Source organism: Sorangium sp. So ce1014 (assembly GCF_051521505.1).
Lineage (GTDB): Bacteria > Myxococcota_A > Polyangia > Polyangiales > Polyangiaceae > Sorangium.
The window spans coordinates 4,873,918-4,895,286 of sequence record NZ_CP150356.1 but is presented as its reverse complement, the minus strand read 5'-3'; the positions used below and the strand labels follow the sequence as shown (position 1 = coordinate 4,895,286).

Here is a 21,369-nt window from a genome sequence, read left to right as displayed (position 1 = left end):
CGACATTCCCGCCCACGATGACCGCGTGATCCCTCACCCGCCGAAGTCGCCCGCGGCATCCGCGGTTCCCCGCCCCTCCTCCGTCCTGGCCGTCGCGCTGTCGCTGCTCGCCGGCGCGTGCCAGAGCTCGTCGACGAGCTCGAGCCCGCCTGCGGAGAAGACCGCCGCCCCCGGCGCCGCGGCCTCGGCGAGCGCGCCGACCGCCCCGCCGGCCGCGGCGTACAAGGTCGGCATGGTGCTGGTCGGCCCCTACAACGACAAGGGGTGGAATCAGGCCCATTACGACGGCATCCGGTCGGTCCTCGCCGGCATGCCGCAGGTCAGCTTCGAGTATGTCGACAAGGTGAACCCGGCCGATCGCCCCAACGTGAAGGGCTCCCAGGTCGCGGACGACCTCATCTCGCGCGGCGCGAAGCTCGTCGTCTACAACTCCGACGATTACAAGGACGACGCCCTCGAGACAGCGCGCAAGCACCCGCAGGTCACCGTCCTCCACGTCTCCGGCGACTACGCCTGGAAAGAGGGCAAGAACCACAAGCCCCAGCCGAACCTGGGCAACCTCATGGGCCGTATCGAGACCGCCCAGCACATCGCCGGGTGCGCCGCGGCGCTCGGCACCGAGACGGGCAAGATCGGGTATCTCGGCCCGCTCGTGAACGACGAGACCCGGAGGCTCGTCACCGCCGCATACCTCGGCGCGCGGTACTGCTGGGAGACGTACGAGAAGAAGAAGCCGGAGCAGCTCACCTTCAAGGTCACGTGGATCGGCTTCTGGTTCAACATCCCGGGCGTCACCCTCGACCCCACCAAGGTGGCCGACGACTTCTACAGCAGCGGGTTCGACGTGCTGATGACCGGGCTCGACACGCCCGAGGCCGCGCTGCAGGCCAAGAAGGCGAGCGGCGCCGGCAAGCGGGTCAAGTACGTCCATTACGACCACAAGGCCGGCTGCGACCTGGCGCCCGAGATCTGCCTCGGCGTCGCCTACTACAACTGGGCGCCGCTCTACCGCAGCGCCATCGAGAAGGCGCGCGCGGGCAAGTACACGAGCGAGTTCGTCTGGGAAGGGCCGGACTTCCGCGATCTGAACGGCGAGGCGTCGGTCGTCGGCTTCCTGCCCGGCGCCGCGCTGGGCGAGCGGAAGGCGCAGCTCGGCGCGTTCGTCCTGTCGCTCGCCAACGGGCTCGACCTCTTCAAGGGGCCGCTCAAGTTCCAGGATGGCACCGACTTCCTCAAGGACGGCGAGACCGCGACGCCCCAGCAGATCTGGTATCTGCCGCAGCTGGTCCGGGGGATCACCGGTCCGAGCAAGTAGCCGCCGCCGCGCGGTGCTTCCATGCGGATCGAGATCGAGCGCGTCGCGAAGCGGTTCGGCCCCGTCAACGCCAACGACGACGTGTCGCTGACGATCCAGGCGGGCGCCGTCCACGGGCTGCTCGGCGAGAACGGCGCCGGCAAGAGCACGCTGCTGCGCATCCTCGGCGGGCTCCTCCGCCCGGACGCCGGTCGTCTTCGCTTCGACGGCCGCCCGGTGGCGCTCGACAGCCCGGCCGACGCCCTCGCCGCCGGCGTCGGCGTGCTCCACCAGGAGCCGCTCGACTTCCCGCCCCTCACCGTCCTGGAGAGCTTCCTCGTCGCCCGGCCTCGCGCCGCGCGCGCGGGCGGCGGCGCGCGCTCGCTCCTCCCGGGCCGCGGCCGCGCCGCCGGCGTCTTCCTCCCCCGCCGCGCGGCGCGCGAGGAGCTGCTCGCGCTCGCGGCGCGGTTCGGCTTCTCCGTCGACCCGGACGAGCAGGTCGCCCGGCTCACCCTGGGAGAGCGCCAGCAGATCGAGCTCCTGCGGCTCCTCTCGCTGGGCGCCCGCGCGCTCCTCCTGGACGAGCCCACGACGGGGATCTCCGGGGCGCAGCAGGAGGCCCTGTTCTCCGCGCTGCGGCGGCTCAAGCAGGACGGCAAGGCGATCGTGCTCGTGTCGCACAAGCTCTCGGACGTCGAGGCGCTCTGCGACCGCGTGACGGTGCTGCGGCAGGGCAAGGTGGCGGGCGAGGCGGAGATGCCGGCCGGGGCCGCGCGCCTCGTCGCGCTCATGTTCGGCAAGGCGCTCGCCCTCCCGGAGCGGCTCCCGACGGCCGGCGATGGGGTCGCGCTCGCCCTCGAGGACGTCGGCTTCGGCGATCACCGGCTCGACCTGCGCCTCGCCCGCCTGGCCGTCCGCCGCGGCGAGGTGATCGGGCTCGCGGGCCTCGAGGGGAGCGGCCAGCGCCTCCTGCTGCGCGCCTGCGCCGGCCTGCTCCGGGTGCGGCAGGGCCGCGTCGCGATCGGCGGGGCCGACCTGACCGGCCGCCCCTACCCGGCCTTCCTGCGCGCCGGCGCGGGCTACCTGCCCGCGGATCGCCGGCGGGAGGGCCTCATCGCGGGCCTCTCCATCGAGGAGCACGTCGCGCTGCGCGCGCCCCGGCCGGGCGTGTTCCTCCGCCCGCGCGAGATCCGCCGCGCGGCCGAGCGGGCCATCGAGGCGCTCCGGATCCACGGGCGGCCCGAGACCCCCGTGGAGGCGCTCTCGGGCGGCAACCAGCAGCGCGCCCAGCTCGCGCTGCTCCCCGGCGACCTCGCGCTGCTTCTCCTGGAGCAGCCGACCCGGGGGCTCGACATCGCGTCGGCGCGCTGGGTCTGGGAGCAGCTCCTCGCGCGGTGCCGGGCCGGCACGGCGCTCCTGTTCGCGTCGTCCGAGCTCGACGAGCTCATGCGCTACAGCGACCGGATCCTCGTGTTCAGCGGCGGGCGCGTCTCGCCGCCCGTCAGCGTGGCCGATCTCACCCTGGACCGGCTCGGCCGGATGATCGGCGGCGAGCTCGACGAGCCCGCGCCGGCCCCGGCGGAGCCCGCGGCGCCCGCGAGGTCCGATCCATGAGCCCCGAGCCCGCCGACCGTCCCGGGTCCAGCGCGCCGCGCTCCGCAGGGGTGCGGCGCGCGTGGGCGGCGTGGCCCGGCGAGGTCGCCTCCCGCCTCGCGCCGCTCGCCCTGGCGCTCGCGCTCGTGGCGGGCCTGTGCGCGCTCCTGGGCGCCTCGCCGGTGGCGGTGGCCGCGGCCCTGTGGGACGGCGCCTTCGGCTCGGCGGATCAGGCGGCGCGGGTGCTCGCCACCCTGGCGCCGCTGCTCCTCTGCGGCAGCGGCCTGCTGTTCACATTTCGCGCTGGGCTGTACCACCTCGGGGTCGAGGGGCAGCTCGTCCTCGGCGCCCTCTGCGCCACGGGCGCGGCGCGCGCGCTGTGGCCGGGCCTCCCCGCGGGGCTCGTCGTCGCGCTCTGCGTCGCCGCGGGGGCGCTCGGCGGGGTGCTCTGGGGCGCGCTCACGGGCGCGCTGCACACGCGCGGCCGGGTGAGCGAGATCTTCGCGGGCCTCGGCATGAATTTCGTGGCGCAGGGGGTGGTCCTCTACCTCGTCTTCGGGCCGTGGAAGCGGCCTGGCGTCGCGTCCATGGCCGGCACCGAGCCGCTGGACAGCGCGCTCTGGCTCTCCACGCTGGGCGGCACCGAGCTGAGCCCGGCCGCGCTCCTGCTCGCGGCGCTCGCGCTCGTCGGGACGGCGGTGGTGCTCGGGCGGACCCACTTCGGGCTCCGGTTGCGGGCGGTGGGGCTGAGCCCGGAGGCCGCGCGGGTGCTCGGCGTCCCGGCGGCGCGGGAGATGCTCGCCGCGTTCGCGATCTCGGGCGCGCTCGCCGGCGTCGCCGGCGCGCTGCAGGTGCTCGGGACGTTCCACCGGCTCCTCCCGAACGTCTCGAGCCACCTCGGTTTCCTGGCGCTGCTCGTGGTGATGCTCGCCGGCCGGCGCGCGGCGCTTGTCGCGCCGATCGCCCTGTTCTTCAGCGCGCTCAACGTCGGCAGCCTGAAGCTCCCGATGACGCTCGGCCTGGAGTCCTCGCTCTCGGGCGTGCTCCAGGGCGTGCTCGTGCTGCTCGCGCTGCTATCGCCCTGGAAGGCGCGCGTGGGGCGCGGCGGCGGCCGGCCGGAGGAGGCCTGATGGACGACGGCGGCGAGCTCCTCTCGCTCCTCGCGACAGCGCTCGCGGCGTCGACCCCGCTCGTGTACGCGGCGGTCGGCGAGACGCTGACCGAGCGGGCCGGGGTCATCAACCTCTCGGCCGAGGGGTCGATGATGCTCTCGGCGATGGTGGGCTTCGCGGCCGCGCTGACGACCGGGAGCGTCCTCGCCGGCTTCGCGGCCGCGGCCGCGACCGGGGCGCTCGTCGCGCTGGTCGTGGCGATCGGCGGGATCCATCTCCGCCGCTCGCAGGTCGCGATCGGCTTCGTGCTGGCGATGCTCTGCGCGGATCTCTCGTCGGTGCTCGGGGGCCCGTTCGTGCGCGTGCCCGGGCCGACGGTGCCGGCGATGTCGATCCCGGTGCTGCGGGACGTGCCGATCCTCGGCCCGCTGTTCTTCCGGAGCGACCCTCTCGTGTACGCGAGCTACCTGCTCGTCGCCTGCGCCTGGGTGTTCCTGTACCGCACGCGCGCGGGGCTCCTGGTCCGGGCCGTGGGCGAGCAGCCCGCGGCGGCGCACGCGCGCGGGGCGCACGTGACGCGGGTGCGCACGGCGGCGACGGTCGTCGGCGGGGCGCTGGTGGGCATCGGCGGCGCGGCGTACTCGCTCGACTTCAAGGCGGGCTGGAGCCACCGCCACACGGCGGGTTACGGCTGGATCGCGCTGGCGATCGTGATCTTCGGCGGCTTCGATCCGGTGCGCGCGGCGCTCGGCGCGTGCCTCTTCGGCGTGCTCTCGTCGATGGCGAGCCTCGGCCAGAGCGCGCTGCCGTCGGTGCCGGCGCAGGTCTTCAGCGTGGCGCCGTTCGCGCTGATGATCGTGGTCCTGGGGCTCACCTCGAGCGGGCTCCTGGAGCGCCTCGGCGCGCTGCTGCCCGACGCGGCGCGCCGCCCGCTCCTGCGCGCGTTCGACGCGACGCCCCCCGCGGCGCTCGGGAAGCCCTACCCGGCGGCGGCGGACGGCGCGGAGGCGAGGCCGCGCGGCGCGGATCAAGGAACGAAGTAGCAGATCTCGAGCCAGGGTCGGTCGCTCTGGAGGGGGTGGTCGCTCGACCTGTACGACGTGCGCCCGTGCGGATCCTCCTCGACGAGGAAGCCGTGGTTCGGGGCGGAGCCCTCGACCCACGTCTGGACGAGGCCGGTCAGATCGGCGGTCATTTCATCGGGGCCGACCCAGGTCAGGTCGGCCTCGACGGCCTCGTCGTAGCTCGCGGCGAAGCGGTTCCAGGTGACGGCGTCCTCGCTCCAGGGCGCGGTGATCCGGTGGATACGGACGCGCTGATCGCCGGCGCCGTAGGCGACAACGCCGAAGTCGGCCGAGGTGACGGTGGCGCCGGCGGGGATGCTGTCGAGCCCGAACCTGTAGAGCGCCTGCTTGCGGAGGCCGTCTGCGGAGCCCGAGTCGTTGTAGGGGACGCGGCCGTCGCCGTAGTCGGGGAACGCTTCCCAGAGACCGGCGTCCGCGACCTCGCCGGCGGTGCCTCGCTGCACGGTGACGCACGCGTCCACGCACGCGTCGCCGGTGCCGTCGCCATCGCTGTCGGTCTGGTCCGGGTTCGCGGCGGCCGGGCAGTTGTCGACAGCGTCGCAGACGGCATCGCCGTCGCTGTCGCCGCGCGGACACGGGTCGCAGGCGTCGCCGATGCCGTCGGCGTCGCTGTCCGCCTGGTCCGGGTTGTTCACGCTGGCGCAGTTGTCGCAGCCCGTGCCCAGGCCCGGCGCGACGCCGTCCCCGTCGTGGCTCCCGAGCGACGTCATCCCGCGGTTGTAGCCGTCGCAGACGTCGCGATCGCCGCACGGAAACGTACCGGAGACCGCGTCGTGCAGGCACATGAACGACGAGCCTTCGGTCCCATCGACGTGGATGCGCGCGAAGCCGACGAGCAGATTCTGGCCCCTGGCGATATCGACCCGGACATCGTTGCACGTCGCCGGATTGTAGAGGGCGAGCACCTCGGGCTCGGTGAACCTCCTCTGGAGCGTCGTTGTGTTGCACTCGCAGCCGTTGACGCTCGGGATCGTGTCGAGGTGGACCCCGTTCAGGTACAGCGAGAACTCGGCGTCGCCGCAGTCGGCGTGGCTGATAATGAGCGTGATCGCGGTCGTCGCCCCGGACGCCGTCCCGGGGAACGCAGCAAGCACGAGGAGGGAGAGGCAAGCGTGAGCGGCGCTTGTACGGATGTATCGCATGATCAACTTTATATCCCTCCTTTGCACGGTATACAACGCTCCTGGCCGGGCCAGGCGTGCGCGTGTTCACGCGTCGGCGCGGGGGGTTGGGCCGGGGTCCGGGGGTGCCGGTCGCGTCGCGGGGCATGTTGCGTCGCGGCTTTGCGATGATGCCTCTTTACGGCCGGCTGATGCTCTTGAACTCGACGATCGTGTCCTTACGACAGCAGCGCCCACCGATGGCCACACGCTTCACGCCGCCGCCCTCCCCCTCCGCGCGGCCCGGCGCAGCGGCGCGACCGCGGCCAGGAGCAGCATGACGAGCGCCGCCTTCGGCGAGGAGCTCCGCGCGAACGCGCAGCCTGCCGCCTCGTGCTCGACCTGCAACACCTCGCTGCGCTCGCTCTCGTTGCCGGCCTCATCGATGGCCGACACCGCGATGTACACGTCGCGCCCCACGTGGTCCTCGTCCACGTAGAGGAACATCGAGTCGCCCTCCAGCCACGCGTCCGGCTGGGACTTGGTGAGCGCTTGCTCCGGGCTGAAGCCGATGTACACGGCGTAGACCAGCGACTCAGCAGGCGTGTGGTCGTCCTCACCGCGCGTGGCCAGATCGAAGGTCAACGTCGTCATGTCCGGGCAACCGCCGGAGCCACACGCAGGCTCCTGGGCGTGGAACTCGACGTCACCGCTCGCCAGCACCGGAGCGCTCGGCGCGGAGTCGTCGATGACATCCGACGTCCGGACGAGGCGCTCGACGGTCGGCCTCAGGCGCAATCGGTACGTGGTATCAGGGGCCAGCGTCTCGGCGGGGCGAATCACGCTGTAGCCCGGCGGGGCGACGGGAACGTCGGAGCCCGCCCCGGCGACGGCGGCGCCGGTCGCCTCTTCGACCAGCAGGTGCGAGAGCTCGGGGAGGTCGCCCCAGATCACGATCGCCACATTGCGTGGCACCGTGGTGGGCTCTCCCGGAGCGGCAGCCCGCAGGAAGCCCTCCGAGACGCTGGTATCCACGGGTTCGCAGGCGCTCGCGCGCCCGCCGGCAGTCAGCACACCGAGCGCGATGGCGAGGGTGAGGCACGTTCCCAGGTTCATGCGGGGTCAACAGAGCAAGCCGCACGCCATGCGAGCGCGTGACGTGAACCGGCGTGGCCGAGCGCCGCCGAGGTCTGATCGCCGCGTCGCGTCTTGCCCGTGAGGTAAGCGGCGAAGTCGGATCAGCGACCCTCGTGGAATCCGGCGATACCGACCCGCGCCTGGGTGCCACCACACCGCGGTGCGGCGATGCACCGCGTGGGAGCTCGGCGGGTCAAGGGCGCCGCCGCGCCAAGCAGCGGGGCGGCGCTCTCGCTCCCCGTGAACGATTCAAGATAGGTCGCGTACACCGCGCCGTCGATCCGGCCGTAACCTCCGCCCAGGCGCGCCAGCGACCAGTCCATTTCGGCGAGCTCCCGGACCAGCGTGCGCGTAACGCTCGCGACGACGAGGACCAGTCAGGTTCGCGAAGCCCAGTTGCCACAGGTTCCGAGATGTCGTTGCCATGAAAGGACATCCAGAGGACGCCGGAGAGCGGCGCGCGAGATTGCGCGCAGGCTGCCGCTGCGGTGCAGCGGGTCGACGTCGTTGATGGGTTCCGGGCAGAGCGACCGCGCGGTCTCGGAAACGACGCGCGGCCAGGATCAGCTGATGCCCATGGGCGCGCCGCCCTCGGCGACGAACCGATCGGCGATGTCCACGAGGAGCGCGTCGGTGGCGGGCTTGCTCTTCACGGTGACCTGCGTCTCGTCGGCCAGGAGCACGAACGAGCCGACCACCTTGCCGTCGAGCCGCACCTCGTGGCTCCCTCCGGGCGGAGCGGGGGCGACCTCGTAGACCTTGCCGTCACGTGCCTTGATCTTCATGCCCTAGCGGTAGCACGCGACGGCCGCGCGCGGCGCACACCGCGCCGCGGCGTGCGAGCGCGACGGCGTCCCCGACGGCCGGCGGGGCGAGAGACCCTCCACCGCGGGCTGGTTGCGCGGTAGGATGCGGACGCGCCGCGCGCGAGGAGTATGCACCGTGCCGAGATTCGATCTGGTCCTGATCCCGTCGCTCGCCTCGGCGAGGCGGGGCTCTGCGCGGAAGCGTCCCGGGGGAGCGTCATGACCGCGGCCTCCTCGCAGCGCACCGAACCACGGACCTACGCAGCGGGCCCCGCGCTCGACGTCGATTGCTGATGCCGACGCCAGAGTCTGGCCAGCCCCCGGAGGCCGGCGGCGGGTGGATCGTCCTCGGCGTCCTGAACGAGATCCTCCTCAAGCTCGCGAGCCAGCCGGATCTGAGAGCGCTCTGGGAGGAGGTCTGCTCGAGCGCGCGCTGGATCGTCCCGTCCCAGCGGCTCTGCGTCGTGCTCGGCAACGACGGCGGCGGCGCGCGGATCGCGGCGCGGTACGAGCGCGGCAACTTCGAGTACGGCGCGCCCGAGGGCGGCGGCGTCGTCGTGGACGCATGGATGGTCGCGGCGCTGGAGGCGCAGCGCGCCGCGTGGTTCAAGGGGCCGTGGGCCGAGGCGCGGGAGGCGGACAGCGCGCGCGCGTGGCTCCTCGCCGACGACCCCGACGTCGTCTTCCACGTGCCGATCCAGGTCTACAAGAAGACGATCGGCACGATGCTCTTCGCCCTGGAAGACCAGCGCCAGATCGACCGCAAGGCGCTGGCGAGCGCGACCACGTACGCGCTCTACGTCGGGGCGACCTACACGATGCTCAAGAACTCGCTCGATCTCGCCGCCGCGAGCGCGCAGCTGCGCGCGCAGAACGACGAGCTCGAGCGCGTCCAGCTCGAGCTCAGGCTGCAGCTCGACCGGGCCCGCGCGCAGCACGAGGCGATGCTCGAGATGTCGACGCCGCTCATCCAGGTGTGGGACAGCGTGCTCACGCTGCCCGTGATCGGCACGATCGACGGCGTGAGGGCGGCGCGCATGATGGAAGAGGTCCTCGGCGCGGTCGTCCAGCACGCCGCCCGCTTCATGATCGTCGATCTCACCGGCGCGCACGCGACCGACGCCTCGACGATCGAGCACCTCCTCCGGCTCTTCGCGGCGACGAGGCTGCTCGGCAGCCAGTGCATCGTCTCCGGCGTCCCGGCGGGGATGGTCGAGCACATCGTGGAGGCCGGCGGCAGCCTGGACGGGATCCCGGTGTTCAGCACGCTGAAGAGCGCGCTCGAGCACGTGATGGGCGCCCTCCGGCCGAAGCCGCGGTAGCCGCCTCCGGCCGCCTGCGGCAAGAGCGCCCGGATCGGAGCGGCGCCTGCCGCGCGCGGCGCGCAGCTCCCTGTGATACGCCCGCCGTCGCACACAGGAGCGTGACAGATGAAGCTCGCAATGATCGGACTCGGAAGGATGGGCGCCAACATGGCGCGCCGGCTCATGCGCGGCGGCCACGATGTCGTGGCGTTCGATCTGAACCAGGACAGCGTGAAGCAGCTCGGCGAGGAGGGCGCAGGGACGGCCACCTCGCTCGACGAGGTGGTGGCGCAGCTCGCATCGCCGCGCGTGGTCTGGGTCATGCTCCCCGCGGGCGCCCCGACCGAGCACGTCATCCAGGAGCTCGGCGAGAAGCTCGGCGCGGGCGACGTGATCATCGACGGGGGCAACACCTACTTCAAGGACGACGTCCGCCGCGCCGGGGCGCTCGCCCCGAAGGGCATCCGCTACGTCGACGTGGGGACGAGCGGCGGCGTGTGGGGGATCGAGCGCGGCTACTGCCTCATGGTCGGCGGCGCCCCCGAGACGTTCGCCCTCGTCGAGCCGATCCTGCGGACGCTCGCGCCCGGGCCGGGAGACATCCCGCGCACGCCGGGCCGGCGCGCGGCAGAGAGCACGTCGGAGGAGGGCTTCCTCCACTGCGGCCCGGTCGGCGCCGGCCACTTCGTGAAGATGGTCCACAACGGCATCGAGTACGGCCTCATGCAGGCCTACGCCGAGGGGTTCGACATCCTGAAGAACGCGGCCACCCCGCGCCTGCCCGAGGAGCACCGGTACGATCTCGACCTCGGCGAGATCGCCGAGGTGTGGCGGCGCGGCAGCGTCGTCGGCTCGTGGCTGCTCGATCTCACCGCGATCGCCCTCACCGAGAGCCCCGACCTCGGCGGGTACAGCGGCTTCGTGCAGGACTCCGGCGAGGGGCGCTGGACCGTGATGGCGGCGATCGAGGAGGCGGTGCCCGCCGAGGTGCTCTCCTCGGCGCTCTACGCGCGCTTCCGCTCCCGCCACGATCACACCTTCGCCGAGAAGGTCCTGTCGGCGATGCGCCACAAGTTCGGCGGGCACCTGGAGCGCCCGACCGGCGGCTGAGCGGCGCCCCACCGGCCGACCTGGACACAGTCCGCGGCCGCGCCCCCGGCGCGCCGGGGGCGTCGCTCCCGCCGGGGAACCTCTCATCCTCTTCAAGAAGTTTACAAATTGTCGGTAAACTATTGAGAGTATTGTCGTTTTAGCTGATATCCCCGGTCCGGAAGCTCTCCGGTGGGTCGCACTCCTCGGGCTGAGCTCGCTGCCCCGCGGCGAGGAGCGCCTCGGCCAGGAGCATCGCATCGACCGGCCAGAGCTCGGGCGGGCGCCGGTGCTTCGCCCCTGCCTCGGGGAGCGGCCGGCAGGAGAGCACGAGGCGGCGAAAGCGATCCGGGACCGCGTCCCGGCCGTGCGCCGCCCCGAGCAGCGCGCCGGCGATCGCGGCGTTCGTGTCCGTGTCCCCGCCGGCCATCACCGTCTCGACGAGCCCCTGCTCGAGCGAGGGCGCGTGGAGGAGCTGGTAGAAGGCGTTCTGCAGGGCGATGAGGACCCAGCCGGCCTGGTGCGAGAAGCTCCGGGGCGGCGCACGGCGCGCAGCTTCCAGCGCGGCGAGGACCGCGCGCTCGCCGCTCCGCTCCGCCTCGGCGCGGCCGGTCGCGAAGGCGCCCTCGACGCCGGCGCCCCCCACGGCGGCGGCGATGGCGGCGACGAACGCGGCGGAGGCGGCGCAGCAGACCGGGTGGGGGTGCGTGAGCGCGCTGTCGTCGCGCGCCCAGGCCGCGGCCTCCTGCGGGCGGCCCGCGCCGAGGATGCCGAGCGGCGCGGCGCGCATCACCGAGCCGTTCGCCTCGCTGGTCAGGCTCGCGGCCGCCCTCGCGCGGTCGCGGCGCGCGCCGGGCGAGGGCGCGGCCGCGGCGGCGGAGAGGGCGGCCGCGGTGGTGTTGCCGATGTCGAACGGGCGGGAGCCGTACCAGTGCACGTAGGCGTCGAGCGCGGCCTCGGCGACGAAGCCGCGCTTGCGGACGATCGACCGCGCCAGCATGAGCGCCATCTCGGAGTCGTCGGTCGGCTGCCCGGCGAGGGTGTTCCACGTCCCGCCGTCGGCGAGATCCTGGACCCCGCCCGGATAGAGCCCCTCGATCTGCTCCGCGGTCCGGAACTCGACGAGCGCACCGAGCGCGTCGCCCGCGAGCTGGCCGAGCAGGCAGCCCTGGGCCCGGGAGAGCGCGCCGGCGCCCTCGATGAGCAGGCTGCGGGACGGGCGCAGGAGCCCGTACGTCCCCTGCGGCGCCGGGATGCGGCCGTGGATGACGGCGCTCCACGGGCGCCGCGCGAGCTCCCGGACGACCGCGGGGGCGCCGCCGAACAGGCGGCAGATGTCGCCCTCGCCCTGCGCGGTGTACGCGATGGGCGCGCCGTCATCGTCGACGAGCTCGCCGCCCGCGGCGCGCACGAGGGCGTGCCCGGCGGCGTAATCCCAGCTCTGCGGCCGGCTGAGCGAGACCGCGGCGACGCCCTCGCCGACCGCCGCCAGCGCGAGCCGGTAGGCGAGGCTCGGGAGCGAGAGGAACCGCGCCGGGGCGACGCACCGGGCGTTGCGGGCCGGGAGGAAGTCGGCCGACTGCGAGAGCAGCACGACGGCGTAGCGATCGAGCGCGCCGCCGGCGAGCGAGGCCGAGACGGGGGCGCCGTTGCGCCGGATCGGCCCGGTGCCCTCCGCCCAGGCGATGAGATCGCCGTCGTCGTCGGGGTAGGCGTACGCGTAGACGACGCCGAGCACCGGCGCGCCCTCGCGCAGGAGGCCGATGGAGACCGAGGCGCCGCGGTAGCCGTGCAGGAACGACGCGGTGCCGTCGTTCGGATCCACGATCCAGCGGTGCGACGGGTCCGCGCCGTCCAGGGCGCCGGTCTCCTCGCCGAGGAACGCGTAGGGGGTGGCGCGGGTGAGCGCGGCGCGCAGCAGGAGCTCGACCTCCACGTCGGCGTCGGCGTGCGTCCCGGCGCCGCGGGGGCCCCCGGGGCGGTGGAACTCCGCGCGGAGGAGCGAGCCCGCGCGGCGCGCCGCCTCGACGGCTAGCGCGAGCTCAGCGTCGTAGCCCATGCCGATCCCGTGGCTCCACGCGAGGCAGCCTAGGCCAGGTCGGCGCGCCGGCAGCCGCCAGGGTCGAGGTCCCCGCCAGGAGGCGCGGCGCCGTAGCTGCGCAGGTCGGCGACGGCCGCGTCGACCTGCGCGACGATGGTGCGGGCGTGGTCGAGGAACGCCGCGCCGGCCGGCAAGAGGCGCATGCCGCGCGCGGTGCGCTCGAACAGCTGCGCGCCGAGCTCGTCCTCCAGGCCGCGGATCTGCCGGCTGAGGGGCGGCTGCGCGATGTGGAGCCGGCGCGCGGCGCGGCCGACGTGGCCTTCCTCGGCGACGGCGATGAAGTAGCGGATCTGCGACAGGCTCACGCGGCCGATTCTACTCGAACGCCGCCCGGGCGAGGAGCCGCGCGCGGGCGCCCGAGATCAAAACAGTATTGGAGGGTCGCGCGCGGCGCGCGCATACGCCTCGCATGAACGTGGACATCCTTGGGCCTCGCGCGTGCGAGGCGATGCGGCGCGCGGGGCGCGCGGCCGCGGCGACCCTCGCCGCCGTCGGGGCGCGGCTCCAGCCCTTCGTGACGACCGCGGACATCGACCGGTGGGTGCGCGAGGACACGGCGCAGCGGGGCGGCCGCCCGAGTCAGCTGGGATACAAGGGCTTCCCGGCGGCGGTGTGCACCAGCCGGAACCACGTCGTCTGTCACGGGATCCCGCGGCGCGACGAGGTGCTCGCGCCGGGCGACATCCTCAACGTCGACGTGACGACGGAGCTCGACGGCTACCACGGCGACACGTCGGCGATGTTCTTCATCGGAGAGCCGAGCGCCGAGGCGCGGCACGTGGTGGACGTCGCCCGGCGCTGCCGGGACGCAGGGGTCGCGGTCGTGCGCGACGGGGCGCGGCTCGGCGATATAGGCGCCGCGATCGAGGAGCTCGCGCGGGCCGAGGGGTGCAGCGTGGTCCGCGAGGTAGGCGGGCACGGCATCGGGCGGAGGATGCACCTGCCGCCGCACGTCGCCCACACGGGCGTGCGCGGCGCGGGCATGCGGCTCCGCGCCGGGATGGCGATCACGATCGAGCCGATGGTGAACCTGGGCTCGCAACGCATCCGCACGCTCGACGACGGGTGGACCATCGTCACGGAGGACGGCAGCCTCTCGGCGCAGTTCGAGCACACCGTGCTCGTCACGCGGGACGGCTGCGAGATCCTGACGCGCTGAGGGCGCGGGGGCCGCGGTCAGGGCGCCCGCGGCGCCGCGGCGGCCGCGGGGTCACCTCCCCTTGGTCACCCACGCCCACACGAACTCGCACTCCATCGGCGTCGCGCCGCTCTCGTCCGTCACCGTGACCGCGACGGTCACGTCCCCCTTCGGCTGGTCCTCGAACGACCGGCGCTGCTCGGGCGTGAGGGTCGCGACAGCGCGCAGCCCGCCCTGGGCGCGGCGCTTGTAGTCGACCTTCATGCTGCGCAGGAGCGGCAGCTTGTCGTCGGGCAGGTTGACGGCGACGACGAAGCCGGTCGCCGTCTCGGCCAGGAGCCCCGCCGCGGCGGCGTGCACGCCGCCGATGTGGTTCCGCACCCTGCGCCCGTTGGCGAGCCGCAGCGCCACCCGGTCCGAGCCCACCTCGTCGAACTGGATGCCGGCGGTCCCCGTGAACGGCACCATGCGCTGGAACAGCACCGTCTGCGCGCGGGAGCGCAGGAAGGGCGGGAGGACCTGGAGCGGGGCGAGCGAGCGGGCGATGAGGTTCAGCTTGGACATGACGGCCTCCGGAGGCGGCGAGCGACGAGGGCGGCGAGCTTAGCGCATGCGGGCCCGGCGCCGCGCTCGGGGTGGGCTGCGCGCGGAGCTGCTGGACGCGGAGCTCGGGACAGCGCTGCCGCCGCTGCGTCCTTCAGCGCCGCCGCCGCTGCGACTTGCTCACCGCGGCGGCGGCCTCTTCCTCGGCCTGCTCCCCCTCGACGCGCGCCGTGTCCGTCTCGACGCGCAGCCTGCCCCACCGGTCCGCGCGCGCCGCCTCGATGCGCTGGGGCACGGCCGCAGCGGGCGGCAGGCCCTGCCCGGCCACCTTCGCCATGGCGAGCTCATGCCTGCGGCGATGGTGCTCGTGCCACCACCGCATGCCCTCGACCTCCTGCTCCCAGTCGTCCTCGTTCGCGGTGAACGCGACGAGGGCGTGGATGCCGAGGCCGATGGCCCAGAGCAGCGGGACCAGCGACACCCAGAAGGCGACGCCGAGCACGGCGCCGATCACGAGCAGCACCGAGTTGACGATGAAGTAAACGCCGAGGTGCCGGTAGAAGTCGCGGCGCTGGCGCCGGAGCCACGCGGCGCGCTCGGCGGCGGTGGCGAGCCCGGTGTTCTGCTCGGCGTCGCGCGCGCGCAACGCCCGGCTCGCCTCGCGCACCGCCTCCGGGTCCACGCCCACCTCTTCCGCCGCGGCGAGCAGGTCGTCGAAGCCGAGGCGCGCGTCGCCCCGCGGCGCGCCCCCGTCCGCCGAGGCCTGGCGCTCGATCGCCCGCGCGAGGACGTCGCGCACCTGCTCGGTCGAGAACCGCTGCGCGGCGGTCTCCCCTCCCCGAGGCGCCTCGCTCGCCCTCGAGGCGCGCGCCGCTGCGGCGGGCGCGACGGCGGCGGGCGCCTCGCCCCTGCCGGCCGCCTCGATCGCGCGCACGAGATCGTCCATCGACGCGAACCTCTCCTCGGGGCGCTTCGAGAGGGCGCGCAGCACGACCGCGCTCACCGCGGGCGGCACCGAGGCGGCTTCGAGCAGGGTGCGGTCGGCCTCGTCCGTGAGGATCGAGGCGACCACCGCGAGCATGTCGCCGGCGCCGCGCCAGGGCAGCCTGCCCGTGAGGAGCTCGAACGCGAGCACGCCCCACGCGAACTGGTCCGCGCGCCCGTCGAGCTCCCCGCCGCGGATCTGCTCCGGGGCCATGTACACCGGCGTCCCGAGCTTGACGCCCAGGGCGGTCAGCGTCGGCAGCGCGGGCGCCTCGGTCGAGGCGCTCGGATCGGCCTCGCCGGCGGCGCGGCGGGCGATGCCGAAGTCGAGCACCTTGATCACGCCGTCGTCGCGGACCATCACGTTCTCCGGCTTGATGTCCCGGTGGACGAGCCCGCGCCGGTGCGCCGCGGCGAGCGCGCGGCCGACATCGGCCAGCCAGGCGACCCGGAGCGAGCCCGGCACCTCGGGGCCGTCGATCGCGCTGCGCAGGGTGCGACCGGCGACGAGCTCCATCACGATGAACGGCGTCCCATCGAGCTCGCCGACGTCGAAGATCGAGACCGCGTTCGGGTGATCGAGCGCGGCGGCCGCGCGCGCCTCGCGGAGAAGGCGCGCGGCGGCGTCGGGGTCCACGGCGCCGTCCGCGATGACCTTGATGGCGACGCGCCGGCCGAGCCGCGCGTCGTGGGCCCGGTAGACGCAGCCCATCCCCCCCTGCCCGATGGCTGCCTCGATCGTGTAGCGCTCGAACGAATCGCCCGGCTTCAGCATGGCCGGCGCCGAGCGTAATGGATCCGCGAGGGCCTGGACAGGCAGCCAGGGCCGCGGTCGGCCCGGGGGCGCGCGCCGCCGACGGAAGAGGGGGTGAGCCGGCCGAAGCGGGCGCGCGGCGGCCGAGGAGGGCGCGAGCGGCGGGGCGTGAACTCCGCGGCTCACGGCGCCGCGGCTTGTGTAAGGTGGCGCCATGTCATCGCATCGAACGATGCTGCTCGGGGTCGCGGTCGGCGCAGCGGGCGGACTGACGGCGAACGCGGTCGCGGCGGGCTCCCCGGCGCTCACCTGGATCGTCGATCACATCACCTATCCGGTGGGCCAGATCTTCCTGCGCCTGCTGTTCATGCTCGTGCTCCCGATCCTGTTCTCGGCGCTCGTCATGGGCATCTGCGAGCTCGATCTGAAGCACGTCGGCCGGCTCGGCCTGCGGACGCTGGGCTACACGGCCGTCGTGTCGACCATCGCGGTGCTGATCGGCCTGGTCCTGGTGAACCTGATCCGCCCGGGCGACGGCCTGCCCGAGGCGGTCCGGGGCCTCGCGCACAGCGGGGTCAAGGCGGCGACCGCCCCGGTCGACACCTCGCCGGTGGGGATGATCATCGCGATGGTACCCGACAACGTCGTCAAGGCGGCGGCCGCGGGCGACGTGCTCGCCGTGATCACGTTCTCGCTGCTCTTCGGCCTCGCCCTGTCGCTCACCCCGACCGAGGGGGCGACGCGGCTCCGGGAGTGCATCCAGGGGCTGTTCGACGTCTCGATGCGGCTCATCGAGGGGGTGCTCCGGTTCGCGGCGATCGGCGTGGGCGCGCTGCTCTTCACGATCACGTCGCGCATGGGCATCGGCATCATGCAGCAGCTGGCGGCGTACGTGCTCACGGTGCTGCTCGGCCTCGGGCTGCACATGTTCGTCGTGTACTCGCTCTCGGTGCGCTTCCTCGGCGGGATGTCGCCGGTCGCCTTCTTCCGCGGGAGCCGGACGGCGATCGTGACGGCGTTCTCGACGGCCTCGTCGAACGCGACGCTGCCGACCTCGCTGAAGGTGGCCGAGGAGGAGCTGAAGCTGCCGTCGTCCGTGGCGCGCTTCGTGCTGACCGCCGGGGCCGCGATGAACCAGAACGGGACGGCGCTCTTCGAGGGGGTGACCGTGCTGTTCCTTGCGCAGGTCTACGGCGTCTCGCTGACCTTGGGGCAGCAGGCGATCGTGATGCTCATCTCGGTGCTCGGGGGGATTGGCACCGCGGGCATCCCTGCCGGCTCGCTCCCCGTGATCGCGATGATCCTGGGGATGCTCGGCATACCGCCCGAGGGGCTCGGCCTGGTCCTCGGGGTGGATCGTTTCCTCGACATGTGCCGGACCGTGATCAACGTCGTGGGCGACCTGGCAGCGGCGGTGTACGTGTCGCGGGATCAGCACCCGAAGCCGCAGGAAGAGGCCCGTGCGTGATCGGGCAGGGCCGGCGCCCGCGCGCAACGCTCGAGCCACCACCCCGTCACGTCCGAGCTTCGGGAAACAAAAAGGCGCGCGGCCGAGGCGCTGCCCCGGCCGGCGCGCCGATTCGCGAGGAACGCTCACGCGATCCTCAGGAGAACGACCCGTGTTCCGACCGATAACGACCGCTGGCCGTTGTCGTGGCGTAGGCCGAACGGTAGTCGGTGACGAGCCAGACCAGGCCGACGGCCACACCGGACACGAGATAGAAGTTCCTCGCCGCGGACACCGCATCGAAGTTGAACAGCCAGGGCGCCGCGACGAGGAACACGGCGACCGCGGCCTCGAGCGCTCCGTGGACCGGGAACGGGATGATCTTGGCGGCGCCCAGCGGATACGCGGTGAGCAGCGTCATGCCGACGTGCACGGCACCCAGGATGTAGCAGAGCGTCTCGGGGAGCCCGCCGAAGCCGAACAGCGAAGGGGCCAGCAGGAACAGAGCCGCAACAGCGTAATCGATATACCCATGAACTCGAGGCGACAGGATCTTCATGACCGACTCCTTGCAAACCACACGTTGTTTTGAGTGCCTTCGTCGGCCTGTGGAGTTGCAAGGCGCATGCCGCAGAGCGGCCCGGCGCAGAGGGAAGTCCTCCGCAGCGAGCTCAGCGGCCATTTCATCATTCCATCGCGCAGAGAGAAATTGTCAGCCGGCCTGTGCTCGTGCGCTGCGGCGGCGCTGGGCACAGCCCGCTCCGGGACACCCGGACGTCGCTGCCGCCTCATGGCTCGTCACCACGAGATCTCTTCGTGTGGCACATTGCCCCGACATGCGCCCACCCGCCACATGACACGGTGTCTCTGGGCGCTTCGTGTCCTCGGCGGAGAAGGCGTGGCGCCTCCGCGGAGGATCGGCGCGCGTCACCGGCAGGCCGGGACGCCGGCCGTCACTTCGCCGTCGGGGGCAGGAGCTCGGGATCGACGCGCGTCTCGAAGAGGTTCATGCGCCAGTCGAGGTGCGCTCCGTTCGTGCGGCCGGTCATGCCGACGGTCGCGACGACCTGCCCCTGCTTGACCTCGTCGTTCACCTTCGCGGCGAAGCCGTGAAGATGGATGAACGTGGAGGTCAGTCCGTGGCCGTGATCGATGATCAGGGTGTGACCGCTCAGCGGAAGGTTCTTCTCGACGAGCACGACCTTGCCGCAGGCGGGCGCGCGCACCGGCGTTCCGACGGGAGCCGCGATGTCCACGCCCCAGTGGATCCCGCCGTCGGTGCCGTTGAGCAGGCGCGGCTGGCCGTACCGCGAGGTGATCGGCCCCTTCGACGGCCAGATGAAGCCGCTCTTGTAGCAGTTCTTCTTCGTGTACTTGCTCCGGACGGCGTCGAGCTTCTTCTCGGCCTGCGTGAGCTTCACGCGGGTCGCCATGTCGAGCTTGACCGTGTTCTCCGGCAGGTTGTCGACCTTGTCGACCTCGAACGTGCGCTGTTCCACGTCGAAGACCTTCTCGAGCACCTGCCCGTCGTCGAACGTGATGGTCAGCTTCTCCTGCGCCGGCGCGTTGCGCGAGAAGGCGATCAGGAACTCCCCCTCGTCACTGACGGTCACGCGATGGCCGGGGAACGCCATCCGGCGCAGCTTGCCGTTCAGCTTGGCGCGCAGGAGCCCTCCCTGGACGGCGCGCCCCTCGACCGCGAGCCGGCTTTCGTCGGCCGCGGCTGGCCCGGCGTCGGCCGCACCCGCGCTCTCCGCCGGGGCCGCTCCCGTACCGCCGTCGACCGCGGCGGGCGCGGCCCCGGCATCGGCCGTCGGGGCCGGCGCGCTGGCCGAGGCGAGCGGGGCGGCGGCGGCGTCCGCTGCCGGATCGGCGGAAGCCTGGGCCCCCGCGGCGGGCGAGCTCGATGGAGCGCCGCGATCACAGGCGGCGATAGTGAGCAAGCTCACGACAAGAGCGGGAACGCGCATGGGCGCGATCGTGCCAGAGTTTGCGTACCTCGACGAAAAAATGTGGAGGTTGGCCATGCCGGCATGCGCCGGTGCGAACAACCGGAGGGCCGCCGCCCGGCGCCCTCGCTCGCGTCGGCGAGCGTGAGGAGCGGGGCCTGCGGCGGCCTCGCGAGGCCGCTCAGGGCGAGCGTGACGCGGCGGATCGGTGGGGGGCGGCGGGGATCAGTTGTCCACGCGAGGGGTTGTATCGTGGCGCGGCTGCGGTCGCGCCTGGGGGCGCGGCTGCCCCTGCGGCTGCCCCTGCGGCCGGCCCTGCGCCTGGGGGCGGGCGTGCCCCTGCGGCTGCGGCCGGCCCTGCCCCTGAGGCCGACCCTGCGGCCGGCCCTGCCCCTGCGGCCGACCCTGCCCCTGCGGCCGGCCCTGCGCCTGAGGCCGGCCCTGCCCCTGCGGCAGCGACGCGGGCCTGGGATCGGGCTGGAGGCCGGGGAGTCCGGGGATGGAGAGGAGCGGGAGGCGCTTCTGGATGAGGCGCTCGATGTCGGCGAGGAACGGGCGCTCCTCGCTGTCGCAGAACGAGAGCGCCACCCCCGACGCCCCGGCGCGCGCCGTGCGGCCGATGCGGTGCACGTAGCTCTCGGGGATGTTCGGGAGGTCGTAGTTGATCACGTGCGAGATGTCGTCGATGTCGATGCCACGCGCCGCGATGTCGGTCGCGACGAGCACGCTCGTCGTCCCCTGCTTGAAGCTCGCGAGCGCCCGCTCGCGGGCCCCCTGCGACTTGTTCCCGTGGATGGCGACGGCCTCGATGCGCGCGCGGCTGAGCTGCTGGACCACGCGGTTGGCGCCGTGCTTGGTGCGGGTGAACACGATCGCCCGGCGGAGCTCGGGATCCTTGAGCAGGTGCTCCAGCATCGCCCGCTTGTCGGACCGCTCGACGAAGACCACCCGCTGGTCGATGTTCTCGGCCGTCGTGGCGATCCGCGCGACCTCGACCCGCACCGGGCGGTTCAGGATGCTGTCGGCGAGCTTCTGGATGTCCGGCGGCATCGTCGCCGAGAACAGCAGCGTCTGCCGGCGCGCGGGCAGCATCGCGAGCACGCGCCGGATGTCGTGGATGAACCCCATGTCGAGCATCCGATCGGCCTCGTCGAGCACGAGCATCTCGAGCCGCCCGAACGGGGCGACGCCCTGCGAGCAGAGGTCGAGCAGCCGGCCCGGCGTCGCCACGACGACGTCGACGCCGCGGCGCAGCGCCTCCATCTGGGGGCGCTGCCCCACCCCGCCGAAGATGACCGCGGTCCGCAGGCCGAGGTGCTTGCCGTACGTGGTGAAGCTCTCGGCGATCTGCGCGGCGAGCTCCCGCGTCGGGGTGAGCACGAGCACGCGGAGCCCGCGCTGGGTCGGCGTGCCGGCCTGCGCGAGGCGCTGCAAGATCGGCAGGGCGAACGCGGCGGTCTTGCCCGTCCCGGTCTGCGCGCACCCGAGGACGTCGTTGCCCTCGAGGATGGGCGGGATGGCCTGCTGCTGGATGGGGGTCGGGGTGCTGTACCCCTCGGCCTCGACGGCGCGGAGCAGCGGTTCGATGAGCTTGAGATCGAGAAATTGCATGGACATCGGGCTCGTGGAGAGCCCCTCCTGAGCAAGGGCTGAGAGCGCCGCGGCACCGCGCCCTCCTTTGCAGAGGGTTCGATCACGGAGAGCTGCCGCCTTGCGCCCCCATGAAAGGAGGCTGCGAGGCCCACATGACAGCGACCGAGCACCGCGACCCGTGCCAGGTCAGTCCGAGGCCGCGACTCTAGTACGGTGTGGTGAGGAAGTCGAGGGCGACCGCGAGCCCAGCAGCGGGTCTTTGCGGCGTGCGACGCGGCCGGCGCGGCCGACGTGACGACCGGCCCCGCGCGCGCGGATCGGCGCCGCGCTGTGCGCGGAG

General features: G+C 73.2%; 20 protein-coding genes. 8 read left to right on the top strand and 12 right to left on the bottom strand.

The genetic code is table 11. The features are described 5' to 3' along the window. Positions 1-33: 33 nt before the first annotated feature. A complete protein-coding gene (locus tag WME75_RS18630) occupies positions 34-234 on the bottom strand; it encodes a hypothetical protein (RefSeq protein WP_437492674.1) in 201 nt (66 codons plus the stop codon). On the opposite strand from WME75_RS18630, the gene WME75_RS18625 reads away from it, so the two are divergent. The 4 genes from WME75_RS18625 to WME75_RS18610 are packed head-to-tail and all read left to right on the top strand — an operon-like array spanning position 233 to position 5,042. Then, the gene (locus tag WME75_RS18625; RefSeq protein ID WP_437492672.1) at positions 233-1,315 is read left to right on the top strand and encodes a BMP family lipoprotein; all 1,083 of its coding nucleotides are present in this window, start codon (positions 233-235) and stop codon (positions 1,313-1,315) included. The genes WME75_RS18630 and WME75_RS18625 overlap by 2 nt on opposite strands. Before the next feature lie 21 nt (positions 1,316-1,336). Continuing rightward, positions 1,337-2,908: an ABC transporter ATP-binding protein gene (locus WME75_RS18620; RefSeq protein WP_437492670.1), complete on the top strand. Its 1,572-nt coding sequence runs from the start codon at positions 1,337-1,339 to the stop codon at positions 2,906-2,908. Then, positions 2,905-4,017 (top strand): ABC transporter permease, encoded by a 1,113-nt coding sequence (locus WME75_RS18615; RefSeq protein WP_437492668.1) that lies wholly within the window; start codon positions 2,905-2,907, stop codon positions 4,015-4,017. The genes WME75_RS18620 and WME75_RS18615 overlap by 4 nt, the downstream gene beginning before the upstream one ends. Beyond that, entirely contained in the window at positions 4,017-5,042 is a 1,026-nt protein-coding gene (locus tag WME75_RS18610) for an ABC transporter permease (protein ID WP_437492666.1), read from the top strand. Before WME75_RS18615 ends, WME75_RS18610 begins: the two co-directional genes overlap by 1 nt. Here WME75_RS18610 and WME75_RS18605 read toward each other — a convergent pair. The 4 genes from WME75_RS18605 to WME75_RS18590 all read right to left on the bottom strand — a co-directional run bounded on the left by WME75_RS18605 (position 5,027) and on the right by WME75_RS18590 (position 8,106). Then, positions 5,027-6,226 (bottom strand): DNRLRE domain-containing protein, encoded by a 1,200-nt coding sequence (locus WME75_RS18605; protein WP_437492664.1) that lies wholly within the window; start codon positions 6,224-6,226, stop codon positions 5,027-5,029. The two genes, WME75_RS18610 and WME75_RS18605, sit on opposite strands and share 16 nt — an antisense overlap. Before the next feature lie 231 nt (positions 6,227-6,457). Beyond that, on the bottom strand, positions 6,458-7,300 hold the full coding sequence (locus tag WME75_RS18600; RefSeq protein ID WP_437492662.1) for a hypothetical protein: 843 nt from the start codon (positions 7,298-7,300) through the stop codon (positions 6,458-6,460). A gap of 122 nt (positions 7,301-7,422) precedes the next feature. Beyond that, a complete protein-coding gene (locus tag WME75_RS18595; protein ID WP_437492660.1) occupies positions 7,423-7,644 on the bottom strand; it encodes a hypothetical protein in 222 nt (73 codons plus the stop codon). Between the two features lie 240 nt (positions 7,645-7,884). Further along, on the bottom strand, positions 7,885-8,106 hold the full coding sequence (locus WME75_RS18590) for a hypothetical protein (protein ID WP_437492658.1): 222 nt from the start codon (positions 8,104-8,106) through the stop codon (positions 7,885-7,887). A 314-nt stretch (positions 8,107-8,420) separates the two neighbouring features. Here WME75_RS18590 and WME75_RS18585 point away from each other — a divergent pair, with 314 nt between their 5' ends. Both WME75_RS18585 and gnd read left to right on the top strand, forming a co-directional pair. Beyond that, complete coding sequence (locus WME75_RS18585; RefSeq protein WP_437492657.1) at positions 8,421-9,449, top strand: STAS domain-containing protein; 1,029 nt, start codon at positions 8,421-8,423, stop codon at positions 9,447-9,449. Between the two features lie 108 nt (positions 9,450-9,557). Then, positions 9,558-10,541 (top strand): phosphogluconate dehydrogenase (NAD(+)-dependent, decarboxylating), encoded by a 984-nt coding sequence (gene gnd / locus WME75_RS18580; protein WP_437492655.1) that lies wholly within the window; start codon positions 9,558-9,560, stop codon positions 10,539-10,541. Between the two features lie 139 nt (positions 10,542-10,680). Here gnd and WME75_RS18575 read toward each other — a convergent pair whose 3' ends face one another. Together WME75_RS18575 and WME75_RS18570 are read right to left on the bottom strand one after the other, a co-directional pair. Then, on the bottom strand, positions 10,681-12,579 hold the full coding sequence (locus WME75_RS18575; protein ID WP_437492653.1) for an inositol monophosphatase family protein: 1,899 nt from the start codon (positions 12,577-12,579) through the stop codon (positions 10,681-10,683). 29 nt (positions 12,580-12,608) lie between these two features. Continuing rightward, positions 12,609-12,926: a LysR family transcriptional regulator gene (locus WME75_RS18570; protein WP_437492651.1), complete on the bottom strand. Its 318-nt coding sequence runs from the start codon at positions 12,924-12,926 to the stop codon at positions 12,609-12,611. A gap of 104 nt (positions 12,927-13,030) precedes the next feature. Here WME75_RS18570 and map point away from each other — a divergent pair, with 104 nt between their 5' ends. Then, the gene (map, locus tag WME75_RS18565) at positions 13,031-13,780 is read left to right on the top strand and encodes a type I methionyl aminopeptidase (RefSeq protein ID WP_437492649.1); all 750 of its coding nucleotides are present in this window, start codon (positions 13,031-13,033) and stop codon (positions 13,778-13,780) included. A 51-nt stretch (positions 13,781-13,831) separates the two neighbouring features. On the opposite strand, the gene WME75_RS18560 is transcribed toward map, so the two are convergent. Further along, positions 13,832-14,323 (bottom strand): hotdog fold domain-containing protein, encoded by a 492-nt coding sequence (locus WME75_RS18560; RefSeq protein ID WP_437492647.1) that lies wholly within the window; start codon positions 14,321-14,323, stop codon positions 13,832-13,834. A gap of 133 nt (positions 14,324-14,456) precedes the next feature. Further along, on the bottom strand, positions 14,457-16,061 hold the full coding sequence (locus WME75_RS18555; RefSeq protein ID WP_437492645.1) for a protein kinase domain-containing protein: 1,605 nt from the start codon (positions 16,059-16,061) through the stop codon (positions 14,457-14,459). 193 nt (positions 16,062-16,254) lie between these two features. Here WME75_RS18555 and WME75_RS18550 point away from each other — a divergent pair, with 193 nt between their 5' ends. After that, positions 16,255-17,508: a dicarboxylate/amino acid:cation symporter gene (locus tag WME75_RS18550; RefSeq protein ID WP_437492643.1), complete on the top strand. Its 1,254-nt coding sequence runs from the start codon at positions 16,255-16,257 to the stop codon at positions 17,506-17,508. Positions 17,509-17,644: 136 nt separating this feature from the next. Here WME75_RS18550 and WME75_RS18545 read toward each other — a convergent pair whose 3' ends face one another. The 3 genes from WME75_RS18545 to WME75_RS18535 all read right to left on the bottom strand — a co-directional run bounded on the left by WME75_RS18545 (position 17,645) and on the right by WME75_RS18535 (position 21,053). Then, positions 17,645-18,046, bottom strand: coding sequence for an SPW repeat domain-containing protein (locus WME75_RS18545; protein ID WP_437492641.1), 402 nt, complete (start codon positions 18,044-18,046; stop codon positions 17,645-17,647). A gap of 394 nt (positions 18,047-18,440) precedes the next feature. Next, positions 18,441-19,436, bottom strand: coding sequence for a M23 family metallopeptidase (locus tag WME75_RS18540; protein ID WP_437492640.1), 996 nt, complete (start codon positions 19,434-19,436; stop codon positions 18,441-18,443). Between the two features lie 225 nt (positions 19,437-19,661). Continuing rightward, entirely contained in the window at positions 19,662-21,053 is a 1,392-nt protein-coding gene (locus tag WME75_RS18535) for a DEAD/DEAH box helicase (RefSeq protein ID WP_437492638.1), read from the bottom strand. Positions 21,054-21,369: the final 316 nt, after the last annotated feature.